Source organism: Vibrio pectenicida (assembly GCA_024347015.1).
Taxonomy (GTDB): Bacteria; Pseudomonadota; Gammaproteobacteria; order Enterobacterales; family Vibrionaceae; genus Vibrio; species Vibrio pectenicida.
The window spans coordinates 113,719-132,547 of record AP024890.1 but is presented as its reverse complement, the minus strand read 5'-3'; the positions used below and the strand labels follow the sequence as shown (position 1 = coordinate 132,547).

The following is an 18,829-nucleotide window of genomic DNA, read 5'->3' as shown; positions in this document are numbered from 1 at the left end:
AGTATTAGTGAGATGAGTTTGTTTGTTTGTTTTTAGGAACTTTTCTCTGCAAATGCAATGCTTTAGCAATTTTACTCTTATTGCTGAGAGCTTTTGAACGCTCAGCTTTAAAGGGCTTTTTAGCCCATGTTTCCTTATGTAACTTCTCTGTTTTTACAAATTGGCTTATGAGTAACTGGTTGAATACTAGAAGCGCATTGGCAAAGCTTTCTGCAGAATTATTGTCTTCAGATGCTTCTATTGCTTTTCTGTAAGCTTGCATCTGTTCGAAAAACTCAGCTTCTGTAATTAATGCCCTAGCTTCCTTTTGTGCTTCTTTTAGCAAAGTTTGGGCTTGATGGTGTAAAGCACTCTCGGGATCTGCCAGCTTGAAAAACATCTCCTGATAACTGCTTTTGTGTGACTGAATAAATTGTGCCCAAGGATTCTCCTGCGATGAAAGATCTTTACCCGCATCTTTATACAGCTTATTGAATCTGACTAAGCTGTATATAAGGTCGTTAGAGTCGATATCTTCACCTACCACCTGTTGCTGGCGCTGTTGGTAGCGTAAATTTGCATCGAGTGAAAAACCTGAACCAGTTTGAATGCTGCCGGTAGTACTTGTCACTATATCGCTTCCCGTGTAATAACGGGTAAATTGGCGTTGTTCTTGGCCATTAAATACTAGCTGTTTTGCGTCGGGTTTGAACCAACGCTTCTGTATGGTTACCAACCCTGTCAAGTCGAGTTGTAATAAGGTTCCTACATTGATAATGGAGTCCAGTTGATTACTCACTAGTGCTTCAGACAGTTGTTTTTGCAACTTGGGAAGTTGGAGTAGTTCTGTTAAATTCGTGTGAGCCGAGAGTGTTATATTCACATCTCGATACTCTCCGCATCGAACCCTACTAGGATGGATAAAATGTCGCTCGCGCTCATGAATAGTAAGGGTAATAGGCCCTACTTGTACGGTAGCAGTTTGGTTGACATCCTTCTTGCTCTCCATAACATGTTGTCGAACTTTAGTGAGGTGGTTGAGTCGAGTAACTGAATATTTAAAGTCAATATTTTTCAGTGTCTGATGGATACGATCGGCCATGTTTGTAAAGCCATTTTCTGCTTGATTTGCAGATGGGCTAAGCTCTTTAGCTGAGGCATTAAGCCATGCATGGCACAAATAGAAGAACTGTAATTGTTGATGACGGCCAATATTGCCGTATTTATCTTCTAACCTATGTTTATTGCATTCATGAGAGGCGTTCCATTGGTTTGCTGATTTTATATGATCGTGCTTTTTGACGGTTTCAGAATATTCAATAATGTCTTTTTCTAACTGCTCAGAAAATGCTATCCACTCTTTAGGCTTGTCAATACTTGGTACAAATGCGTTAAGAAAAGGTGCAAGGCTAATCATATCCTCTGGATTTTTAATATATTGGGTAAGATCTTCATACACAGTTTCTACAGTTTTTTCTTTGCTTTTGGACGTTTGCAGCGCTGCCTGAGCACCTAGTGTATAACGTGGGCTGACACTAAACTTTGCTGTTGCACTGACTTCAGCAGCAGAAGTTTGTCTATTTTTGATGCCATGCTTGTAGGTTTTACTTTGCTCAGGTCGCATTGACTGATACATCTGGTCAAATTTTTTGTCGCTTATGCTGGCAACATGCTCAGAAAGTACAGGGGCTATAGTGGTTTTGGCATTTAGTGCTTTTTGCTTTTGTTGTGTCAGCTTAGACGACGATTTTTGGGCAAGGTATTGACCGAGTTCTTTGTGATTGGTGAACTTTTTATATTTAGTTTGAGTTGTAGATAATTGGGTTTGAGCTCCAGCCCCCAGTTCAAAATGCTCACTTATTTTAAAAGAAAGCCCTGTCCATAACCTTGCCATAACGCGCCTAACGCTATTGATTCGCACCGAGCCTTCGTCATTGTTGTCAAAGCGTTTACCCGACTCGATACCAAATGTTTTACTTAGTACTTTTGCACCGCTTGCATCAATATTACCAGTGATATTTAGGCCTGTTGTGGTTTGTTGCCTTGCGCCCACTTTGCTGAGATAAGCTGTATCTTGCATGTATCGTTCAGCTCGTAACTCATGCTCTGTTTCTAACTTTTCTATTTGATTTAAGCGCCCGAGCTCTTTCTCTATAAAGCGGGCCTCTTTTAAACTGATGTCATCACTAATAACTATACGCTTACCTTCTTGGCCCAGTTTAAGACTACTTACATGACGTGAAATGTCTCTTTTTAACTCGGCTAGTTTGATTTTATTAGCGTCGTTTTTTCTATGCGTAATGCGTGCGATAGACTGAGCTAAATTTGGCAGCTTATATGATTGTACATATTCGCTAATAGAACGAATAGTTGGACAATTAATATCAATTTTTTGCATCTTAAAAATCGGTTCATAAGTAGTTAGCATGTAAGGTAAACTCCTAATATTGCGCTTTTATGAACTTACTGGCGTATGTATAATTTTTGTACGCTATAGATTTGCTTTGTGCAAACCTCACTCTTTTAAATTATGGCAAAGGATCACAAGCTTGTAACAATTAATAACCTAAACGTTACTTCTATAGCATATTTTATGAACAGTGTGAGTTACTGTTTTTAGAGGTAGGTAGTAAAGTTGCTGCAGGGTTTGTAAATTTCGTTTTCATCAAGGTCGTGTTGCTATGGATCATAAGGCTGAGTACTCTAATAAAACTTAGACTCCAGTGAAGCCTAAGTTTTATTAATTAGTTCGACTCTCAGAGTTTGAAGCCAGATTTTTACCGGAGAGGTAGATAAACTTCAGTGAGTAGGTCACACTCATCCACTTGATGGCTAAAGTTTATATACCGAAAAAAGCAAGGAAAATCCCGTAAACTGGCTTCGCTTTGAGGAAGCCACTTTTGATATAGGTATTCTATCGTTTCATTCATACGGCTATAGCTTCCCTTGTGAATTACAACCGCGCATCTACCACTAGGAATTACCCCAGATTTTACCCCATATTCATTTTTTGGAACCTCACCCTGATAGGAGCCGCAAATATCAAACTGGAACTCTTCATCTGGTGTGATACTTGGGTCAGAGTGAGGGATACCGAATGTGTCATGTGTTTTTATTGGCGATAATCCTGTCGATTTTCGCCACTGTATAAACGTTGAGACAGTTTCGTAAATCAGCTTTTCAGAGCCGATATGCTCAATTAAAGCAACTTGGGTTTGTTTGAAATCAATGATGTTCACATCCATTACTTTATCTCCAACTTTTGGGGGATGATAGTCATACCGTGAGTGCCAACAACGCCACTCAGGTTGATTTCTGAATTGAGAGGGGGACTGACCAAATATTCGCGAAAAAGCGCGAGAAAATGCCTCTAGACTTTCAAAGTGCGCTTCAAATGCAATATCCGTAATACTTACTTCATATTCGAATGCTAAACGAAACGACGCTCTCTTCATACGAGCCAATAATACATATTGGGTTGCACTTTTTCCCACAGACGACTTGAATATCCGATGAAAATGGTATTTGGAGCTTGCTGCCAGTGTGCTGAGTTGCTCTAGTGTGAACTCATCATCTAGATGATGATCAATAAAATCGCATACTTTTTTGATTTGAAGTTCATGGCGTTTGGTCGTTGTCATTCTTTGCTTATTCCCAATTCAGAAGTCGCATTAATAGTAATTAAGATGATTTCTGGTTGCTTGATTGAGATTGCTTAATAGAATTGGTGGGATGACTCGTGGGCACTTATGCCCACTTGATAGAATTGGGTAACTTTTGTTTAAGTGCATATATGTGTCTGATTAGCTGGCCTTCATGTATGGCTTCATGCTCAAGTAAATGGACGAGCAATTCGTTTCTTTCTGGTGTCCAGTCATGAACCTTGTTGACTTCATGATTGAATTTATCTGTTGAAGAGTGCAGTTTAGAAATAATGCTTGATGGGCTATCTGTCTCTTCTAATGAACAAGTAAAGCCATCCCATTTTCCTAAGCTTAGGGCTCGTGAATAGCTTTCTCTTGCGCCGACAATGCACCACATATGTTCACCAACAGATTTACTTTTAGCTATATCGAGTTGTGAAGTAAGTAGAGAAGGTTCAAGTGATTCTATGAGGTCCAGAAGGGATTCAAAACGCTGGCGAATATTCTTTAATATAGTATCTCTCAATATATGTACTCCATGTGCCCTATGTTATGTTCAGAATGTTGAAATCGAGGATGTGCATTGCAATAAGTTGTTGATAGCTATGCCATATCGATAATGGTGAATGAGATGTTAGCATTAAAACGACAACGATAAATTAGGCTTGCCGAGTATTGGTGTGACTAGCCTAACGATTATGAGAGTCTGTTAGCACGCGTTTTTTCTGGTTTGATGTTAATCTAAGTGCAATTGTTTAAAGAGGTTTTCTCTATGTCAAAAAAATCAAAGCTTCATAACGAAGACAAATTAGTAAAAAAAGCGTTGGAAATTGGTGGGAAAATGGCCAATATGCAAGGCTTCGACTTACCGCAATCACCACAGCCTTTAAAAGTTAAAGCCATCTATCTATTTTTGGTTGATGCCAAACAGATTACGCCACTACCCGATAGCAAGCTCGATGGTACTAGCATCAAGCACAGACTTGCACTTTGGATCCATAGTGTATTACCTGACGATGATCCATTGAAATAGTTTTTACTACTGTAGTTAAGGCGAACCTACGGTTCGCTCTGCATGGCAGTTAAAGCGTGAAAATACAGATAGCTAGATTTTTAATTTTGAGTGGGTTCAGAAGTTATAGGAAATATTTAACCACAATGTGGGTGTAGTAATACGGCTGTCTGATTGTGGAAGACCTCCAACTGTTCGCCATGCTGCTGCGGTATCTATATTTAGGCTTTTGTATGTGGCTTGTAGGCCAAATCCGATGCCACCTATGCTTCGGTCGTTATCTTGTGTTGTCCATGAAGTGTGATTAGTTTTGATATGCCCATAATCGTAAAAGATATATGGATTAATGTTATTGTTGTAGGTATGACGTAGTTCTACTTGCCCGAAAATGCCTTCATCACCATAAGATTCACCAACTGGATAAGCTCGTACACCATTTGGTCCGCCCAGACCAAAATCTTCCGAAGAGTCTAGGTTTTCAAAGGTTTTCTGCCCTACTATGCGAACATAGAGACTGAGTTTTTTGGCTGGTAGAGCTTGTATACGTCTAACATCCAAATTAATTTTATCAAACACACCTTGAGTATGGGCTGTCAAATTGTCAACTGCGTATAGATTGTCATCCAGATCAAGAAAGCCATGGGCCCAAGATAACGATCCGTATGTTACTCCTCCACCCCAGAAGGTATCTCTATAATCAAAGTTCAGTGCTGTTGTGATAGTGTCGCTTGATTTTTTCGCTTTGGTAGAGGTGATTCTTTGTTCATCTACTAGCCATTTTCGCTGGTAGGTAGTGAAAAAGGATAGATTTTTTTTGTTGGGAGCGAATTAGAGGATAGCTTAATCCAGCACTTATTATATCCGCGGTACCATGGGCATCAAGGCTACTAAACTCTTTACCCAATTGATAATCAGTATGCTGAAATCCCATATTACCACGTAGCCCTGAATGAAGAAGTGGTAGGCTATATGCTAATGAGCCAAACCACATGTTTTCTTCTGTATAGATTATTGTCGTGTCGAACTTATCTCCAAAAGTTAAAGGACTATTTAAATAACCTTTTACCTCAATGCGACCGCTACCTGTATAACGATTTCCATGGTTGTCTAAACGTACACTTCCCCCATAATGAGTGTCAGGGCTCATATTGATGATAAGATCGCCTAAGCCGATACTTTTACCAGGGCGTATCACGGGTGTGACCTTATAACCTGGTTGATCGTCAAGAATAAGGCAGATATTTTCAAGCTCGGAACCTTTTATTATATTCCCTGCTTTTAGTAAAGACAGGTATTGCTGGGCAGTTTCTAAATAATCTGCGTTGAGTTCGTCATTTGATATAGATATGTCACCATAGCGGCCCTCAATAATTGCTATTTGAAGTTTGCCGTCCGTTAAGGTTTGAGCAGGCATAATTGCACGGGTGAAAGGGTAGTCGTGTTTGTGATAGAAGGCTGTAATTGTATTGGCAAGACTCCGTATACCAGAAAAATCTAACGTTCTCGCCGTAGTATCTAGAAGTGATAATAATGTTTCATCTGAAAAAATTGAATTACCGTTCAACATAATAGTTAGTATCTGCACTGTTGCACCACCTGGTTTGACATTTTCTTGTGCGGCAGGCTCTGTAAGTGATTGCATTGGGGTCGCTTTGGGAAAAAAGGATGATTTGTTGAGCTCTTGGACTGTGTGACCAGAATCAGGCTTTTGTTGTGCTTCTACTGCAGCCGTAATAATGCTTACAAGGCTAATAATTGTGAGGCGATAAAGTGAGTTTATTTGATACAAATCTCTTTACCTTTTTTGAATTTGGGTATCGACTTTTATTTGATTGAAAGAATTTATAAAATCTGGTGTAACCCATGTTGGGAAATTAATACCACCATCGACCACAAAAACTTTTAGTGGACCAGACACATTATGTTGACTATAAAGCCAAGTGGAAGATTCAATAGTTTTGTCTTTTCCATTATTTGATGAGTTGGTATCACCCTCCACCTCTGAACTATCAATTTGCACTATATTTAAAGATCCGATGTCATTTGAAAAATTGATTTCAAGAGGTGTAACGATAACTTTGTTTGGCAAAGGTGCGATGGATTGAACCACAGATACCGCAGTTGCTTGTGGGATAGAGGAATCTATAGCAGGAGTAGGAGTAGGAGGAGTAGTAGGAGGAGAAATAATAGCACTACTGTCATCAGCTACATTTTGGATGATATTTTCAATACCACTGGCTTTCCCGGCAGCGTAATACCAATTAAGATTTTCACTGCTGTTGGGATCTAAGTCAGCCATACGTAAAAATAACCCGTAAGATCCATCAATTTTGTTTGTTATTATTTCCGATGAGCGCGGATCCTTCTGCATGATTTTGGAAAATTTGCCGAAACCTGTGGTAACAGTATCGGCACCGTCAGAGGTTGAATAAAATAATACGGCCGCGCCAGTGCCATCGATTTCTTCAGTAATCTTAATCGCTTTAGCTTGGGTATTTTGTTCTGAAATCTGGGCAAAACCATCGGAAATATTTCCTTTGGCCATATAACTTGTATCTGATTCACCAACAAAGTCATCCCTAGTTCCAATCCACAAACGAACATTAGTTAAGGGGGTCGTAGTGCTATTATTCGAAACGGTCGTTGTAGTTCTTACAAATTTTTTATCCTGCTCTAAAGTGTATGAGTTAGTAATATCAATGGTGTTTGCTGTTTCGGTAACATTGACATTAGTCGTTGCTACGAGAGTTCCTATCCCCTCATCGTAGTTGGCTATGTTTATTGAAAGTGAATTCTTAACACTTTCAAGTAATGTCATGCTTCCTATCTCTCCGTTGGTTGCCAACACCTCTCCATTATAATTCCAGCTGTTGCTTCCATCGCCACCTGTTGCAATGCCAAAATCTAATGGGTAATCTTGATAGGTTAGTTGGTACCAGCCAGCTATACGGCTTGATGATATTCCATCATCATAATAAAAGGGCTGAAGTAGCGCCCCTGTGTCCGTTATTGCAGCACCTGTATTCTTATCAAACTTAATTAAACTATTACCAAAATAGAGATTATTTACCGTTCCAGCACTGCCTTTTTTCCAAGTGAAATTTGCAGCTTTTGGTATTAAAACGTCTACTCCAGATGCGATGGTATACGCACTTCCTAAGCCAGTTGCTACTATGTTGGAGTTGATTTCGATATTATTATTTGCAGTCAAAGTGAGTTTGTTGGCAGACCATGACACAGTATCGTTAACGTAGAGGTTTCCTCCTACTCCAGTAGTTTGAATCTGTACATTGCCACTGGCTAAATTACTTGATAGCGCGGTGCCTGAAATATCACCACCACTTGCTGAGACGGTAAAATCGGTTGGATCAATAAGCCATGTACCATTTTCGCCTTGTTTTGATTTGGTATTAATTTGGGTGTCATTGGCTATTTTTATATTCGCTGCACTGGTTTCAATAAATCCTCCATTACCGCCGTTAGGGGCAGAAGCATCAATGACACCTGCTACTTTAGTGGTTCCATAATCCATATCACCGAGTAGGACAATTTCACCTTGTTCTCCAGTAGATAAAGTTTGTGCTACTGTAATTCCAGTATGATTGATAACGCTAGTAGCAAGTTCATGCACGGCCTTTGTTGTTAAATAGACCATACCGCCATTCGCATGTACTGCACCGCCTTGCTCAATCAAGGTTGTAATGGCACCTTCTTTGACTTCTAGCTTTACAGGGCCACCTAAATCAAGTTTCTTTATTCCCCGCGCCCATCATGATATTGCCTGATTGAGAACTAATTGTTCCCTGATTAATGATTTTTGCAGCGATTAATGCAACAGTTCCTCCTTGTGTTGCAGTGATATTTCCTTGATTAACGATGACGTTAGTACTTTGTCCTTCAAAAATATAGTTGCTAGCCAGAAAATCTTGTGTGTCGATGTCATCCCAAACGTGCACAGAAAACAGACTAAAAATTTTGGCGTATTTGGATACATAAGTGATTTCCCTTTACAACGTACCCTTTATACTAAAAATAGCATAAAGCCCTTTAATCTGTATGCGCTTAGTGATCTTGCTGAACGATGGCTTAATTTAACTGGTTTCCGTATTCAAATTTTGTGGCATGTTCTATCTCAATCTCTCCATATATATTTATAAGTTAGTTATGTGTAGAACTAGTGGTCTAACCCCAATAAAATTGGCAAGAAAGGGTTAAAGGCGATATGCAGATGGAATAACGCCTCCTGTATTATAGTAAGTCTTATATGAGTCAACTAGCACCTGAGTACCGTTAGGCTTCTGTATTTCAAATACCTCCCAACGAGATGTTCCTCTGTCTGCTGGTTGTGGTGTGTAGCCCGCAGGGCAACTAAAGGCTTTACTATCAAAATGGCTTTCAGTGACGCGGAATACATTAAAATACTGACCATTTCTTTGATGTACTCGTCCCCATGTACCTTCGATAGTCTCATAATTTCCATTTTGATCGAGTAACCAATCCCAATCACTACCATCAGACAACCCACAATAAACATAAGTCATAGAATATGACAGGGATGAATAAATACACAATATGGAGAAAGAATATACTATTATTTTTTTCATTATTAATTAAATCCGAAGTTATATATTTATATTGTTTCATAGTGATCGCAGATAATGATTTTGTGGTCGTATGGTATTATGATAAGATTTATTCCCTTCCATAAAGTATGATGATCCGTTTGGAAGGGATATTTGAAATACTTCCCAGTAGGAGGTATTTCGATCTGCTGGTTGAGGAATATAACCAGAAGGGAATTTGATTTTTTTTTGATTAAAAATTGATTGCTGTACATTGAACACATTGTAGAAACTCGAGTCGTGTAATGATATACGCCTCCATTCACCTTCTATATTTATATAGTTTCCTTGTTCATCATACAACCAATCCCAATCACTCCCATCTGGCAAGCCACAGTAAACATATGTTGTGGAACTAGCTTGTGCTAAGTTTATTATACTAATGTAAAATAATAATATTACGGATAGTGTTTTCATTGTTAACTGATATTAAAAAATCATATTAGATGTCATTTTTAACATAAAAAAAACATTTTATAATCTGAAATTTGAACTTACTTGGTATATGTCACTAAAACAATTAAATATAAAATTAAAATTATCATCCGTGTGGTTATTATATTTTATTAATTCTAGGTTTTTATATATAATTCTTTCTATAATTGATCTTGTATGGTTAGATGTAAATGCCTATTAAAATGATATACAATAAAAATTATTTATAAAATAAAACACAGTGAGACTATATGATAAGTAAAAAAGTATTTTTTTTCATCACTATTTGCATGGGATTGATGTCACATTACTCCATCGCAGAACAGTTAAATAAACCTAAAATTTGTTCTGATAAGTTCCAGCCATGGTGTAGCGATAAGGAATTAAAGAAAAACATATCTAATATAACATCACCAATAGAAAAAATAATTAAAATTAAAGGTGTTAGATATCAACTTAATGGTTCAGATCAGGTAGAGTTTGGGTTTATTGCACAAGATTTACAACGTATTTATCCAGAAATTGTTCGGGAATCATCTGATATAGACTATTTAAGGGTTGACTATCGTTCAATGATTGCAATCTTACTAGAAGCTATTAAAGAGCAGGAAAAACGTATTCTTACTTTAGAAAGCTTAATTGAAAAAGATCTCATTACTAACGAATAATAACAAATCTCATAGTTAGATTGTTTATCTCACCATATAAACTTATGTATAAATATTACTTTCTCCTCATATGATTTAAGACTATGAATAATATTTTTATTATGTTATAGAATGACATACATCATTATTAAGTAAAAAGAGGTTAGTAGATTTAGTGTTAACAATTAAAGAGAAATCGGCCTTAATATATCAGGCCAGTTTTGCTATTTTTCCACTTTGCTTAGCTGTTATCCCTTGGGGTGTTTTATGTGGTTCGTTGGCGATTCAAGCTGGGCTTACATCACTTCAAGCACAATCAATGTCACTGTTTATTTTTGCTGGTGCGGCTCAATTAGCAGGTGTTTCTATGTTCGGTGCGATGAGTCCAACGGTACCTATACTTTCTTCAACGTTTGTCATTGGCTCTCGTCATTTACTTTACTCAGCAGTATTTCAATCATATATAAAGGATTTGCCTTGGTTTAGAAGAATGATTTTTGCTTTCTTTCTCACAGATGAAATGTTTGCAATTGCAACGAGTCATATGGATAAAAGTCGTTCATTTAGTTATCTGTATGCGGTGGCCGCAGGTGCCATTTTCTATTTGGTTTGGAACCTTGCAACGCTTGGGGGAATTATCGCAGGGTCAAATATCAGTAATATTGAAGAGTTAGGACTTGAGTTTGCTATTGCGGCTACTTTTATTGCGATTGTTATTCCATCAATAAAAGATCGTTCCACTTTGGCTGCGGTATTGGTCAGTGGAATAGTTGCACTTATCTTAGATCTCGTTGGGTTTGAATATTCGCTTATTTGCGCAACGGTCTTGGGAATGATTGCAGGCTTTTATACTTCGAACGGAGAACACTATGACACTTAATACGGATTGGGTGATTTTCTTGATGGCGCTTATTACTTTTGCTTGTCGATATTTGTTTTTTATGCGATCAATCCCGATTTCTCTTAGCAGTAAAACCAAGCAACTCTTAAGGTATACTGCGCCTTCAGTCCTTACTGCTATGTGGGTTCCGATTGTGTTTCTAGAACATGGTACATCTTTTTACAACTTGTATACCAGTCCATTTTTTTATGCTGGTGTGATTACTGTGTTGTTGAGCTTGAAATGTAACAACACACTAATGATTGTTGCAGGCGGTATGTTGGCATTTTCTATTTTTAATTGGCTTGTTATTTGAATAGCTACTCATGGCTAAATTTGTATAAAATTCAATATTAAAACTCAGGTCTTTACCTGATATAGTGTGCCATCTTATTAGAGTAGGCTATGGCCGTTGCTTACTCTAACATACTGACTTGAAGGTCTATTTTTGGTCAGTATATGTTTTATTTTAATAAGAGTTGAGCAAGTTTCAATATTGTTATTTTACTTTCTCATTAACTAGATAAAGCCATGGCATTTTTAAAGTCATTAATAAATAAGATACAAGCTCGATTGACACATGAGATTAACCCTCAGAATAAGAAAATACCCCAAAGGAGTGAGGATAATTATTGCCCAAATGATCTTTCTCATCAAGAACACCAGTCCTTTGCCCTTCAGAGTGAAATGAGTACATCAATCCTAAAAGGAACTCGTCGATGATTAGAACTTTAGCCGCCATTACGTCAATACTGTGGTCTTCATATATTTTTGCTGCCACTAATGATGAGATTGTAAACTTTCTATCTGTTCATGAAGTACCCGATAGCTTGTCAATTCTTCCTCCTCCACCGACTGAAAATACGGTTCAATGGAATGCTGATAAGCAGGCTTTTATTCAGACACGACATTTTGAAGGAACGAGAAGATGGAAGCTTGCAATAGCAGATGCCAACTTATCCGCCAACCATATGGGAGATGCATTTAGCGATGTTTTGGGCATTGATATCTCGCCCAGAACAACCCCAAAACTTATCGAGGTGTTGAAACGGGTACGTGGTGATAGTGCGAGGCTAGCTGTTCGCTCTGCCAAGCTGGAATATATGAGAATTCGTCCGTTTGTTCAATTCAATACGCATTCGTGTACTCCAGAAAGTGAGAAGGCTCTTTCAGGAAATGGTTCATATCCTTCAGGGCATGCATCATATGGTTGGGCTGCTGCTTTGGTGTTAGCAGAACTGGTACCAGAGAAACAAAATGCACTGTTCGCTAGAGGCTATGATTTTGGTCAGAGCCGAGTAGTATGTGGTGTGCATTGGCAAAGTGATGTTGATGCAGGTAGGCTAATGGGCTCTGCAGCTTATGCGCGCCTACATGCTAAACCAGAATTTATTTCTGCATTAGCTGAAGCGTCAAAGGAATTACAAGAGTTGGGTGTATTAAAAAAATAGTTTAGGAAAGTAAATCAAATGCAAAAGGAATTGGTATGATTAATACAACGAATACAAAGATATTATTTTGGGCAACATTAGTCGGTGGTGCAATTAGTTCCTTAGTAAAATCTGGGACAGAATCACCAATGCCACCTCGTATACCCGGAGAGATATCCCCACCAGCTGTTAACATAGACCAGTGGGGACAATGGCTTGGAATTAATTCACATTCTTTGGACTATATCTATCAAACTGTAACTGTAACTGTAACTGTAACTGTAACTGTGCCGGTGCTATTGTACTTTACCATTGGCTTTTCAGCTTTATTTTTGCGTTTGTTTATATCGCTTTTTCTGCATACTGGCCAAAAATTCGTTTGGGGTTTGGAGCTGTGTATGGATTACTATCGTTATGCACGGTCTATTGATACCAGCTCTGGGATTTAGGCATCCAGCTTATCTTGATGGCCAAATTGGTTGGTTATGGAACTTAAATAATTATGAGCTATGGAGTGAGCTTATAGGACATTTATGTTGGTCTATATCGATTGAAGTTAGTTTAATTGCTGTTTTAGCTTATTTCTCAAAGCCGATTAGTGGAAACTGGTATAAGTAAGTTGAGGTAACGATATTTTTTACATAGATATAGAATGATGAGTGTAAAGGCTTTATAAGCTTTATCACTCGTAATCAGGAGAAATATGGATATTAAAATTAGGTGCTCAGAAGTTGCTGATGCGTTGCAAATTAAAGAAATTTATCAAGATACTAATGCTTATAGTAATACTCTTCAACTGCCGCACCCATCGTTAGATTTGTGGGAAAAGCGATTATCTAATATGGGAGACAATCGGTATCCGTATGTCGCAATAATAGACAATGAAATCGTGGGGCATATTGTGCTTGATGTTAGCGTTAACCCTCGCAGAAAGCATGTTGCCTCTTTTGGGATGGGAGTTAAAGACAACTACTCAGGTTTAGGGGTAGGTAGCAAGTTACTTTCAACCATAATAGATTTGGCAAACAATTGGCTGAACTTATCTCGCATAGAACTTACCGTATACACAGATAACCATGCCGCAATTGGCTTGTATAAAAAGTTTGGCTTTGTTATTGAAGGTGAGTCTCCTGCTTATGCGTTTAGAAACGGGCAGTATGTATCTGCTTTTCATATGGCAAGGCTCAAAAATTGATTGCTGATGCCGTAGGATCAGTTGCTCTTCTCAGAAAGAACGCCTTAGTAGCATCTTAAGCTGCGACTGAATGGTGGTTGAATCTTATACAAAGGGGCCATATAGCCCCATGTTTAGCATTAGAATTGAACATCAATTTAGCAATGAAAGGTGTATTCAGTCTTGCGCTGGCGGCCGTTATTCTTGTTGATCTTTTTGGTTAATATACGTAAATAGAGTAGCGACTGAGCATTTAGCTGTAATAAACGCAGAGCCAATTTCTTGCTCATCGTCTTTCGCAGTTTTTAGTGCAGCTTCTAGTGTTTCACCGATTTTGAAAAGGATAGATCTAACAGTTTTTTTGTGATCGCTATAAGGGTCAATCAGCTTATGTAAAGGGTAGTGTTTTTGAGCGATCTCTGGACTGTCTGGGACTAGATAGTTTCTCGCAAAAGTTTCACCAAATGATTCTCCTTTTCTTTGGAATAAGTAACGAATGTCATTATATCGATATGATTCAAATTGGTTGTTGTACATAACTCGACCAAAATCAATTACTTTGAGAAACAGTTCATCACTGCCTTTAACTCTATGAAGGATTAAATTACCCATATGCAGGTCGCGGTGTGCTAATTGACGTTGTACATAATTTTGGCAATTTCAATCATTTGTAACGCAACATCTAATGCATCATCTCGGTCAAGGAAATTAATATCATCGAGAAGTTCAGTGCTAGTGACACTATTTTTATCATAGATATCAAACTCGGCGTAAGTATAGCTTGTATCCAATCCCTCAGGTGTATCAATAATACGTTGAAATGACGTGTAAAATGCAAGTTCTGGTTTATCTTCTACGTACTCTGCTAAGTCTGTTTCTCTGGCAAAATCTTCGACTCCTACTTTTGTATCGGCGCGCAAAGTCCCCGTTTCTCGGTGGACTTTTTTATTGACACCTCCTTGCTTAAATGAGTTATTGGTCAATGTTGCTTCGCGTTCTGACTCGGTCACAATGATTTTATATTGATCAAGGGTATCTGATAATGCTTTAGCCTCATTAAGGTTAACTTTGTCAATGTAGCTTGAATAGTCGAGAGTTTGGATCGAGTCATCCTCAAACAACTCTTCATCGTATAATTGTGTACAAGACATGTTTGGTACGTTGTCATTTGAAGAGGATATTGGTCCCCCTTCTGTTACGGAAGCTAGTAAACCCACCTTGTTATACATAGAATAGGACTCTTTAGCAGAGCCATTACTAACCAGTAAAACGTTTAAAAGTGTCATTGCCAAGCTGGGATTCACAGCAAACTCCTGACTTGATAAAGTCTATTAATCACCATTTTTAAAGATTAGTTCAGTTGATGGCTTTGGCCACATCAAAGTTTCCGTTCAGTTTTTTCGAATAACATCATCATGATGAAGAGATTTAATTCCTAATTATTTGCAATTAGTATTGAATTTAAGCGAATAAAAATAGTCATAACAGCAAGCTTCTATGTTATTTGAAAATATTGAGGAAAGGTTTATGAAAGTACTGTTTCGAGCATTATCAGTTTCAAATTCTGGATTTGAAACCCTAATTCTGCGTATTCCAGTAGGCATTATTTTTATGGCCCATGGGGCGCAGAAATTATTTGGCTGGTTTGGTGGCTATGGCCTAGTGGGTACAGGCCAATGGATGGAGTCGATTGGTCTTGGCCCCGGTGTATTGATGGCCTTTTTAGCGGGCAGTGCCGAATTTTTTGGTGGACTATTTATCCTGCTTGGGCTGTTAACGCGCCCAGCTGCAATACTCGCCGCTTTTACTATGGTAGTGGCTATCTTTAGCGTTCACTTCGAAAATGGATTATTTATGTCTAACAATGGCTACGAGTTTGGCTTGGTATTGTTGGCCGCTTCGGCCTCACTAGCAGTTAGTGGTGCAGGTAAAGTGTCGTTCGATAACCGTATTGCAAGGCGTTTAGGCTATCCTATAGCGGTCTAGTTTATCGCTCATTAGTTGTAATAATTTATCCGCGTGAGGTGTCACACATATCGCGCGGATTGCTTTTTGGCCGACGCGCTCGGTATATACCCAGTGCGTTAGATAAGGTGAATATCGATTTCTATCTTCTATCGATACTACAGTTGAAGGTGTGGCTAGGGAAATCTGCTGGTACTGGTGGTGGTACAGGGATAGCATTTAGTTTAATAACAGCAAGCTCTTCTGTTTCAAAATAGTTTGGTGCGTGGTATACGCGATAGTTGAATCCATAGAATCCATCGTGGTATTCCACATATTCTGACTGGCCAATCCATGCATCTTGCGATTCTGTTTTTAGCTCATACAGCTCGTTCACACAATATTTAGAAAGATGGTAAGTAGACTGTTCATCGTCATTAAGCATTTTAATATAAGAAGCGAATGTACTTGTTGATGCAACAAGTAAGAGTGACGCAATGGATAGAGATTTTAACTGCATAATTAACCAACCTTTTAATATATTATCTATTGTTTTGTATTTTTGTCTATTTTGGGTGTGATAATCCCAAACATTAGGGTTACCTCACCTTTAAGCACGCGCATCATAGAAGCTAACTATTTGATTGAAAAGTACTCTTTTCTTAGTGATAAAAAAAATAGGCGAATAACCAATTTAGGTCACTTTTTACACATGTCATTATGAATAAAATCATAATCATAAATGTAAATTTGTTAGGTAACTAATAAATTAAAGAGGTTTACAAGCTTTTAGTTTACATATGCTTTTACATTTGAGTGTGATTGATACATTAGGGTTTATTTCACGCTTTATCGTTTTCATTGTTTAGCAGTTTGACCATGCCTTGCTCGTACTCTAGGATTTTAATGAATGGGTGAACATGATTTAGATAACTTGTTGAGATAAAATTGATTTATTTTTATAAATAAACGCTGAAGTGGGGTATCGAGTACAGTTATGAAACTATTTCCCTTATTATTCATTTCTCTTCCTTTTGTTTCTGAAACCAGAGCGGCCAGTCAGCAAGGTAGTATGATTTTTGAAAGTTCAATTGGCATGTTAAATGGTTCATCAACGGAGCTGGTCTACCGAAATTCGGGTAGTAAACTCAGCCAACTTGATTGGGAAATTGACGGCGTACCCATTATTAACTTGGGCTCAACTTGGGGCGTAAGTGACAACTGGACTCTTGCAGCACACTTTTGGTCAGTACTAACTACTGATGGTGATGCCCATATGGAAGATAGAGACTGGCAGGATACTAATCAGTCTTCTCCTACGGATATCTCAGTTCATTCTGATACTAAGTTACGACATGCATTTGAAATAGATTTGAACTCCACCTATTGGGTACTACAACAAGCTAACTATAAAGTAGGTCTACTCAGTGGCTACCAATATAACGAGTTCAAGTGGGACGGTATAGGAGGGACTTATTCGTATAATAATGGTACGAGCGTTGGCTCTTTTGCGGATGTTGTTGTTATTGATTACAAACAACAATTCAGTGTGTTTTATATAGGTCTTACTGGAGAGTATCAACTGGACTCTCGATCTGAGCTTGGCAGCTCATTCAAGTGGAGCCCTTTTGCGTATGCTAAAGATGTGGATAACCATTATTTGCGTAATTTGAGATTTTATGATGACGGTAATGAGCTTTCCAACTTTATCGCTTTATCACTGAACTACAGCTTTCGCTTTTCTTCTCAAACTCAGATTTATGCTGAGTATGCTTATACCAAATATTTTGAAGCAAGAGCAGATATAACATCTGTTAATACCAGTACTGGTGCGACTACTTTCTCGCCTAATGCGGGTGGGTTAGACAATGAACACTCAATCATTTCGATTGGGTTGAAATATATGTTTTAGCCTACAAACATAAACAAACGTAGAAATTGGTTTAGTGTGCCTTATTGTGTTTTGGGGTTGTGAAATACTAACCCATCAGGCTTCACTTTCCCGATTAATGAATTCTGTTGTGACCCTGAAGCCGCAGAGCTTACTGAAGTGGCCAATATTCTTGCACATGTGCTGGCAACCGTTGCAGCAGTGGTTACTTGAGATTGTTGCTGATTATTGATCGCGTTGTGCATCGCTAAACCAATCGTGTCTGCAAAAGTACTGTCGGTTAATGTGGTTCCCTGCTGAGAGTAGGGTGAAGTTGATGCGTTTGACGGTGTGGTATTAGCATTGGTATTAGTGCTAGGGGCTTCTATTGCTTGCATAGCTGCGTCTTTGGCCGCTTGCTCGGCCTTTCTAACGGCTTGTTCTGCCTGCATAGCAGCTTGTTTAGCCACCTGTTTAGCGGCTTTTTTGGCCGCATGTTTAGCTGCGCGTTTTGCAGCTTGTTTCAAGAACCAATTCATCTATCCAGCACCTACTATTCTACGAAGTCAAACGATAATTTATTAATAGTAAAGAATAACGAATAAATTAAGAGGGACACAATAGCTAACTATTGGTAAAAAATAGCGATGTTTAGTGTTGATGTATGAGATTGTGACATTTCACTTTAATAAGCAGTTTAAGAACCCTCCAAGTCCAAAATCCCTTGTTTTATTTCACTCGGGAGTTGGACTTTACAATTGTTTATAAAATCAAACATCACGCAGGTTGCTTGGCCTTGAGTGCAGATTTTCCCTATTTTCTGACTGGCAATTTGGTATTCCATTGTGAATCTGTCTTCTTGCAGATCGACGACCTTAGCACCTATAACGAGTGTGTCTGGGTAAGTGATGGGTACTTTGTATTTACAGCTGGTTTCTGCCAGTACAGGGCCAATAGTAGTTTGAGATGGATCGACTAATAGATTGATTTTAGAGAAGTAGGACAGGCGAGCAGATTCGAAATACCGAAAATACACCACATTGTTAACATGCTGGAGGGCGTCCATTTCTCCCCACGCTACCTTAACTTCAGTGACAACTGGAAATGTTTTCAATAGTTCGTGCATGGAGAGCCCTCAGTCAGTAGTTGGAATTTAAGATTGTATTGTAAAATCATCAAAGTGGTTAAAAAT

23 protein-coding genes are annotated in these 18,829 nt (G+C 38.4%); 10 read left to right on the top strand and 13 right to left on the bottom strand.

Translation table 11 applies throughout. The features are described from left to right. Positions 1-4 precede the first annotated feature (4 nt). From OCV27_RS15560 to OCV27_RS15550, 3 genes are all read right to left on the bottom strand, one after another. Positions 5-2,407 carry a hypothetical protein gene (locus OCV27_RS15560; protein ID WP_125322918.1) on the bottom strand — a complete coding sequence of 801 codons (2,403 nt, stop codon included), beginning with the start codon at positions 2,405-2,407 and terminating at the stop codon, positions 5-7. 349 nt (positions 2,408-2,756) lie between these two features. Further along, complete coding sequence (locus OCV27_RS15555) at positions 2,757-3,620, bottom strand: AraC family transcriptional regulator (RefSeq protein ID WP_125322919.1); 864 nt, start codon at positions 3,618-3,620, stop codon at positions 2,757-2,759. 106 nt (positions 3,621-3,726) lie between these two features. Continuing rightward, positions 3,727-4,149, bottom strand: a complete 423-nt coding sequence (locus OCV27_RS15550; protein ID WP_125322920.1) for a hypothetical protein — start codon at positions 4,147-4,149, stop codon at positions 3,727-3,729. 246 nt (positions 4,150-4,395) lie between these two features. Between OCV27_RS15550 and OCV27_RS15545 the strand changes: the two genes are divergently transcribed. Then, entirely contained in the window at positions 4,396-4,656 is a 261-nt protein-coding gene (locus OCV27_RS15545; protein WP_125322921.1) for a DUF5062 family protein, read from the top strand. A 96-nt stretch (positions 4,657-4,752) separates the two neighbouring features. Here OCV27_RS15545 and OCV27_RS15540 read toward each other — a convergent pair whose 3' ends face one another. From OCV27_RS15540 to OCV27_RS15520, 5 genes are all read right to left on the bottom strand, one after another. Beyond that, the gene (locus tag OCV27_RS15540; RefSeq protein ID WP_337969485.1) at positions 4,753-5,343 is read right to left on the bottom strand and encodes a ShlB/FhaC/HecB family hemolysin secretion/activation protein; all 591 of its coding nucleotides are present in this window, start codon (positions 5,341-5,343) and stop codon (positions 4,753-4,755) included. A 55-nt stretch (positions 5,344-5,398) separates the two neighbouring features. Beyond that, the gene (locus OCV27_RS15535; RefSeq protein ID WP_125322923.1) at positions 5,399-6,424 is read right to left on the bottom strand and encodes a ShlB/FhaC/HecB family hemolysin secretion/activation protein; all 1,026 of its coding nucleotides are present in this window, start codon (positions 6,422-6,424) and stop codon (positions 5,399-5,401) included. Between the two features lie 6 nt (positions 6,425-6,430). Beyond that, on the bottom strand, positions 6,431-8,290 hold the full coding sequence (locus tag OCV27_RS15530; RefSeq protein ID WP_125322924.1) for a hypothetical protein: 1,860 nt from the start codon (positions 8,288-8,290) through the stop codon (positions 6,431-6,433). An 88-nt stretch (positions 8,291-8,378) separates the two neighbouring features. Beyond that, the gene (locus OCV27_RS15525) at positions 8,379-8,591 is read right to left on the bottom strand and encodes a hypothetical protein (RefSeq protein WP_125322925.1); all 213 of its coding nucleotides are present in this window, start codon (positions 8,589-8,591) and stop codon (positions 8,379-8,381) included. Between the two features lie 255 nt (positions 8,592-8,846). Further along, positions 8,847-9,239, bottom strand: coding sequence for a hypothetical protein (locus OCV27_RS15520; protein ID WP_337969458.1), 393 nt, complete (start codon positions 9,237-9,239; stop codon positions 8,847-8,849). A 704-nt stretch (positions 9,240-9,943) separates the two neighbouring features. Here OCV27_RS15520 and OCV27_RS15515 point away from each other — a divergent pair. The 7 genes from OCV27_RS15515 to OCV27_RS15485 all read left to right on the top strand — a co-directional run bounded on the left by OCV27_RS15515 (position 9,944) and on the right by OCV27_RS15485 (position 13,844). Beyond that, entirely contained in the window at positions 9,944-10,360 is a 417-nt protein-coding gene (locus OCV27_RS15515) for a tail fiber domain-containing protein (RefSeq protein WP_125323505.1), read from the top strand. 154 nt (positions 10,361-10,514) lie between these two features. Then, positions 10,515-11,219: an AzlC family ABC transporter permease gene (locus OCV27_RS15510; protein WP_245986752.1), complete on the top strand. Its 705-nt coding sequence runs from the start codon at positions 10,515-10,517 to the stop codon at positions 11,217-11,219. Next, positions 11,209-11,535, top strand: coding sequence for an AzlD domain-containing protein (locus OCV27_RS15505; protein WP_125321675.1), 327 nt, complete (start codon positions 11,209-11,211; stop codon positions 11,533-11,535). The genes OCV27_RS15510 and OCV27_RS15505 overlap by 11 nt, the downstream gene beginning before the upstream one ends. 403 nt (positions 11,536-11,938) lie before the next feature. Then, on the top strand, positions 11,939-12,670 hold the full coding sequence (locus OCV27_RS15500; protein WP_125321677.1) for an acid phosphatase: 732 nt from the start codon (positions 11,939-11,941) through the stop codon (positions 12,668-12,670). Positions 12,671-12,705: 35 nt separating this feature from the next. Continuing rightward, the gene (locus tag OCV27_RS20900) at positions 12,706-13,098 is read left to right on the top strand and encodes a DUF1440 domain-containing protein (protein WP_420919494.1); all 393 of its coding nucleotides are present in this window, start codon (positions 12,706-12,708) and stop codon (positions 13,096-13,098) included. Then, entirely contained in the window at positions 13,010-13,267 is a 258-nt protein-coding gene (locus OCV27_RS20895) for a DUF1440 domain-containing protein (protein ID WP_420919497.1), read from the top strand. The genes OCV27_RS20900 and OCV27_RS20895 overlap by 89 nt, the downstream gene beginning before the upstream one ends. Positions 13,268-13,352: 85 nt before the next feature. Next, a complete protein-coding gene (locus OCV27_RS15485; RefSeq protein WP_125321679.1) occupies positions 13,353-13,844 on the top strand; it encodes a GNAT family N-acetyltransferase in 492 nt (163 codons plus the stop codon). Between the two features lie 177 nt (positions 13,845-14,021). On the opposite strand, the gene OCV27_RS15480 is transcribed toward OCV27_RS15485, so the two are convergent. Both OCV27_RS15480 and OCV27_RS15475 read right to left on the bottom strand, forming a co-directional pair. Next, the gene (locus OCV27_RS15480) at positions 14,022-14,435 is read right to left on the bottom strand and encodes a hypothetical protein (RefSeq protein WP_125321680.1); all 414 of its coding nucleotides are present in this window, start codon (positions 14,433-14,435) and stop codon (positions 14,022-14,024) included. 17 nt (positions 14,436-14,452) lie between these two features. Beyond that, entirely contained in the window at positions 14,453-15,127 is a 675-nt protein-coding gene (locus tag OCV27_RS15475; protein WP_125321682.1) for a hypothetical protein, read from the bottom strand. Between the two features lie 223 nt (positions 15,128-15,350). On the opposite strand from OCV27_RS15475, the gene OCV27_RS15470 reads away from it, so the two are divergent. Beyond that, positions 15,351-15,809 (top strand): DoxX family protein, encoded by a 459-nt coding sequence (locus tag OCV27_RS15470; RefSeq protein WP_125321684.1) that lies wholly within the window; start codon positions 15,351-15,353, stop codon positions 15,807-15,809. 121 nt (positions 15,810-15,930) lie between these two features. Here OCV27_RS15470 and OCV27_RS15465 read toward each other — a convergent pair whose 3' ends face one another. Further along, positions 15,931-16,287: a hypothetical protein gene (locus OCV27_RS15465; protein ID WP_125321686.1), complete on the bottom strand. Its 357-nt coding sequence runs from the start codon at positions 16,285-16,287 to the stop codon at positions 15,931-15,933. 477 nt (positions 16,288-16,764) lie between these two features. Here OCV27_RS15465 and OCV27_RS15460 point away from each other — a divergent pair, with 477 nt between their 5' ends. After that, positions 16,765-17,679: an omptin family outer membrane protease gene (locus tag OCV27_RS15460; protein ID WP_125321688.1), complete on the top strand. Its 915-nt coding sequence runs from the start codon at positions 16,765-16,767 to the stop codon at positions 17,677-17,679. A 41-nt stretch (positions 17,680-17,720) separates the two neighbouring features. Here the strand turns inward: OCV27_RS15460 and OCV27_RS15455 are convergent, their stop codons facing one another. Next, the gene (locus tag OCV27_RS15455) at positions 17,721-18,176 is read right to left on the bottom strand and encodes a RebB family R body protein (protein ID WP_245986745.1); all 456 of its coding nucleotides are present in this window, start codon (positions 18,174-18,176) and stop codon (positions 17,721-17,723) included. A gap of 158 nt (positions 18,177-18,334) precedes the next feature. Then, on the bottom strand, positions 18,335-18,763 hold the full coding sequence (locus OCV27_RS15450; protein WP_125321690.1) for an acyl-CoA thioesterase: 429 nt from the start codon (positions 18,761-18,763) through the stop codon (positions 18,335-18,337). Between the last annotated feature and the right edge of the window lie 66 nt (positions 18,764-18,829).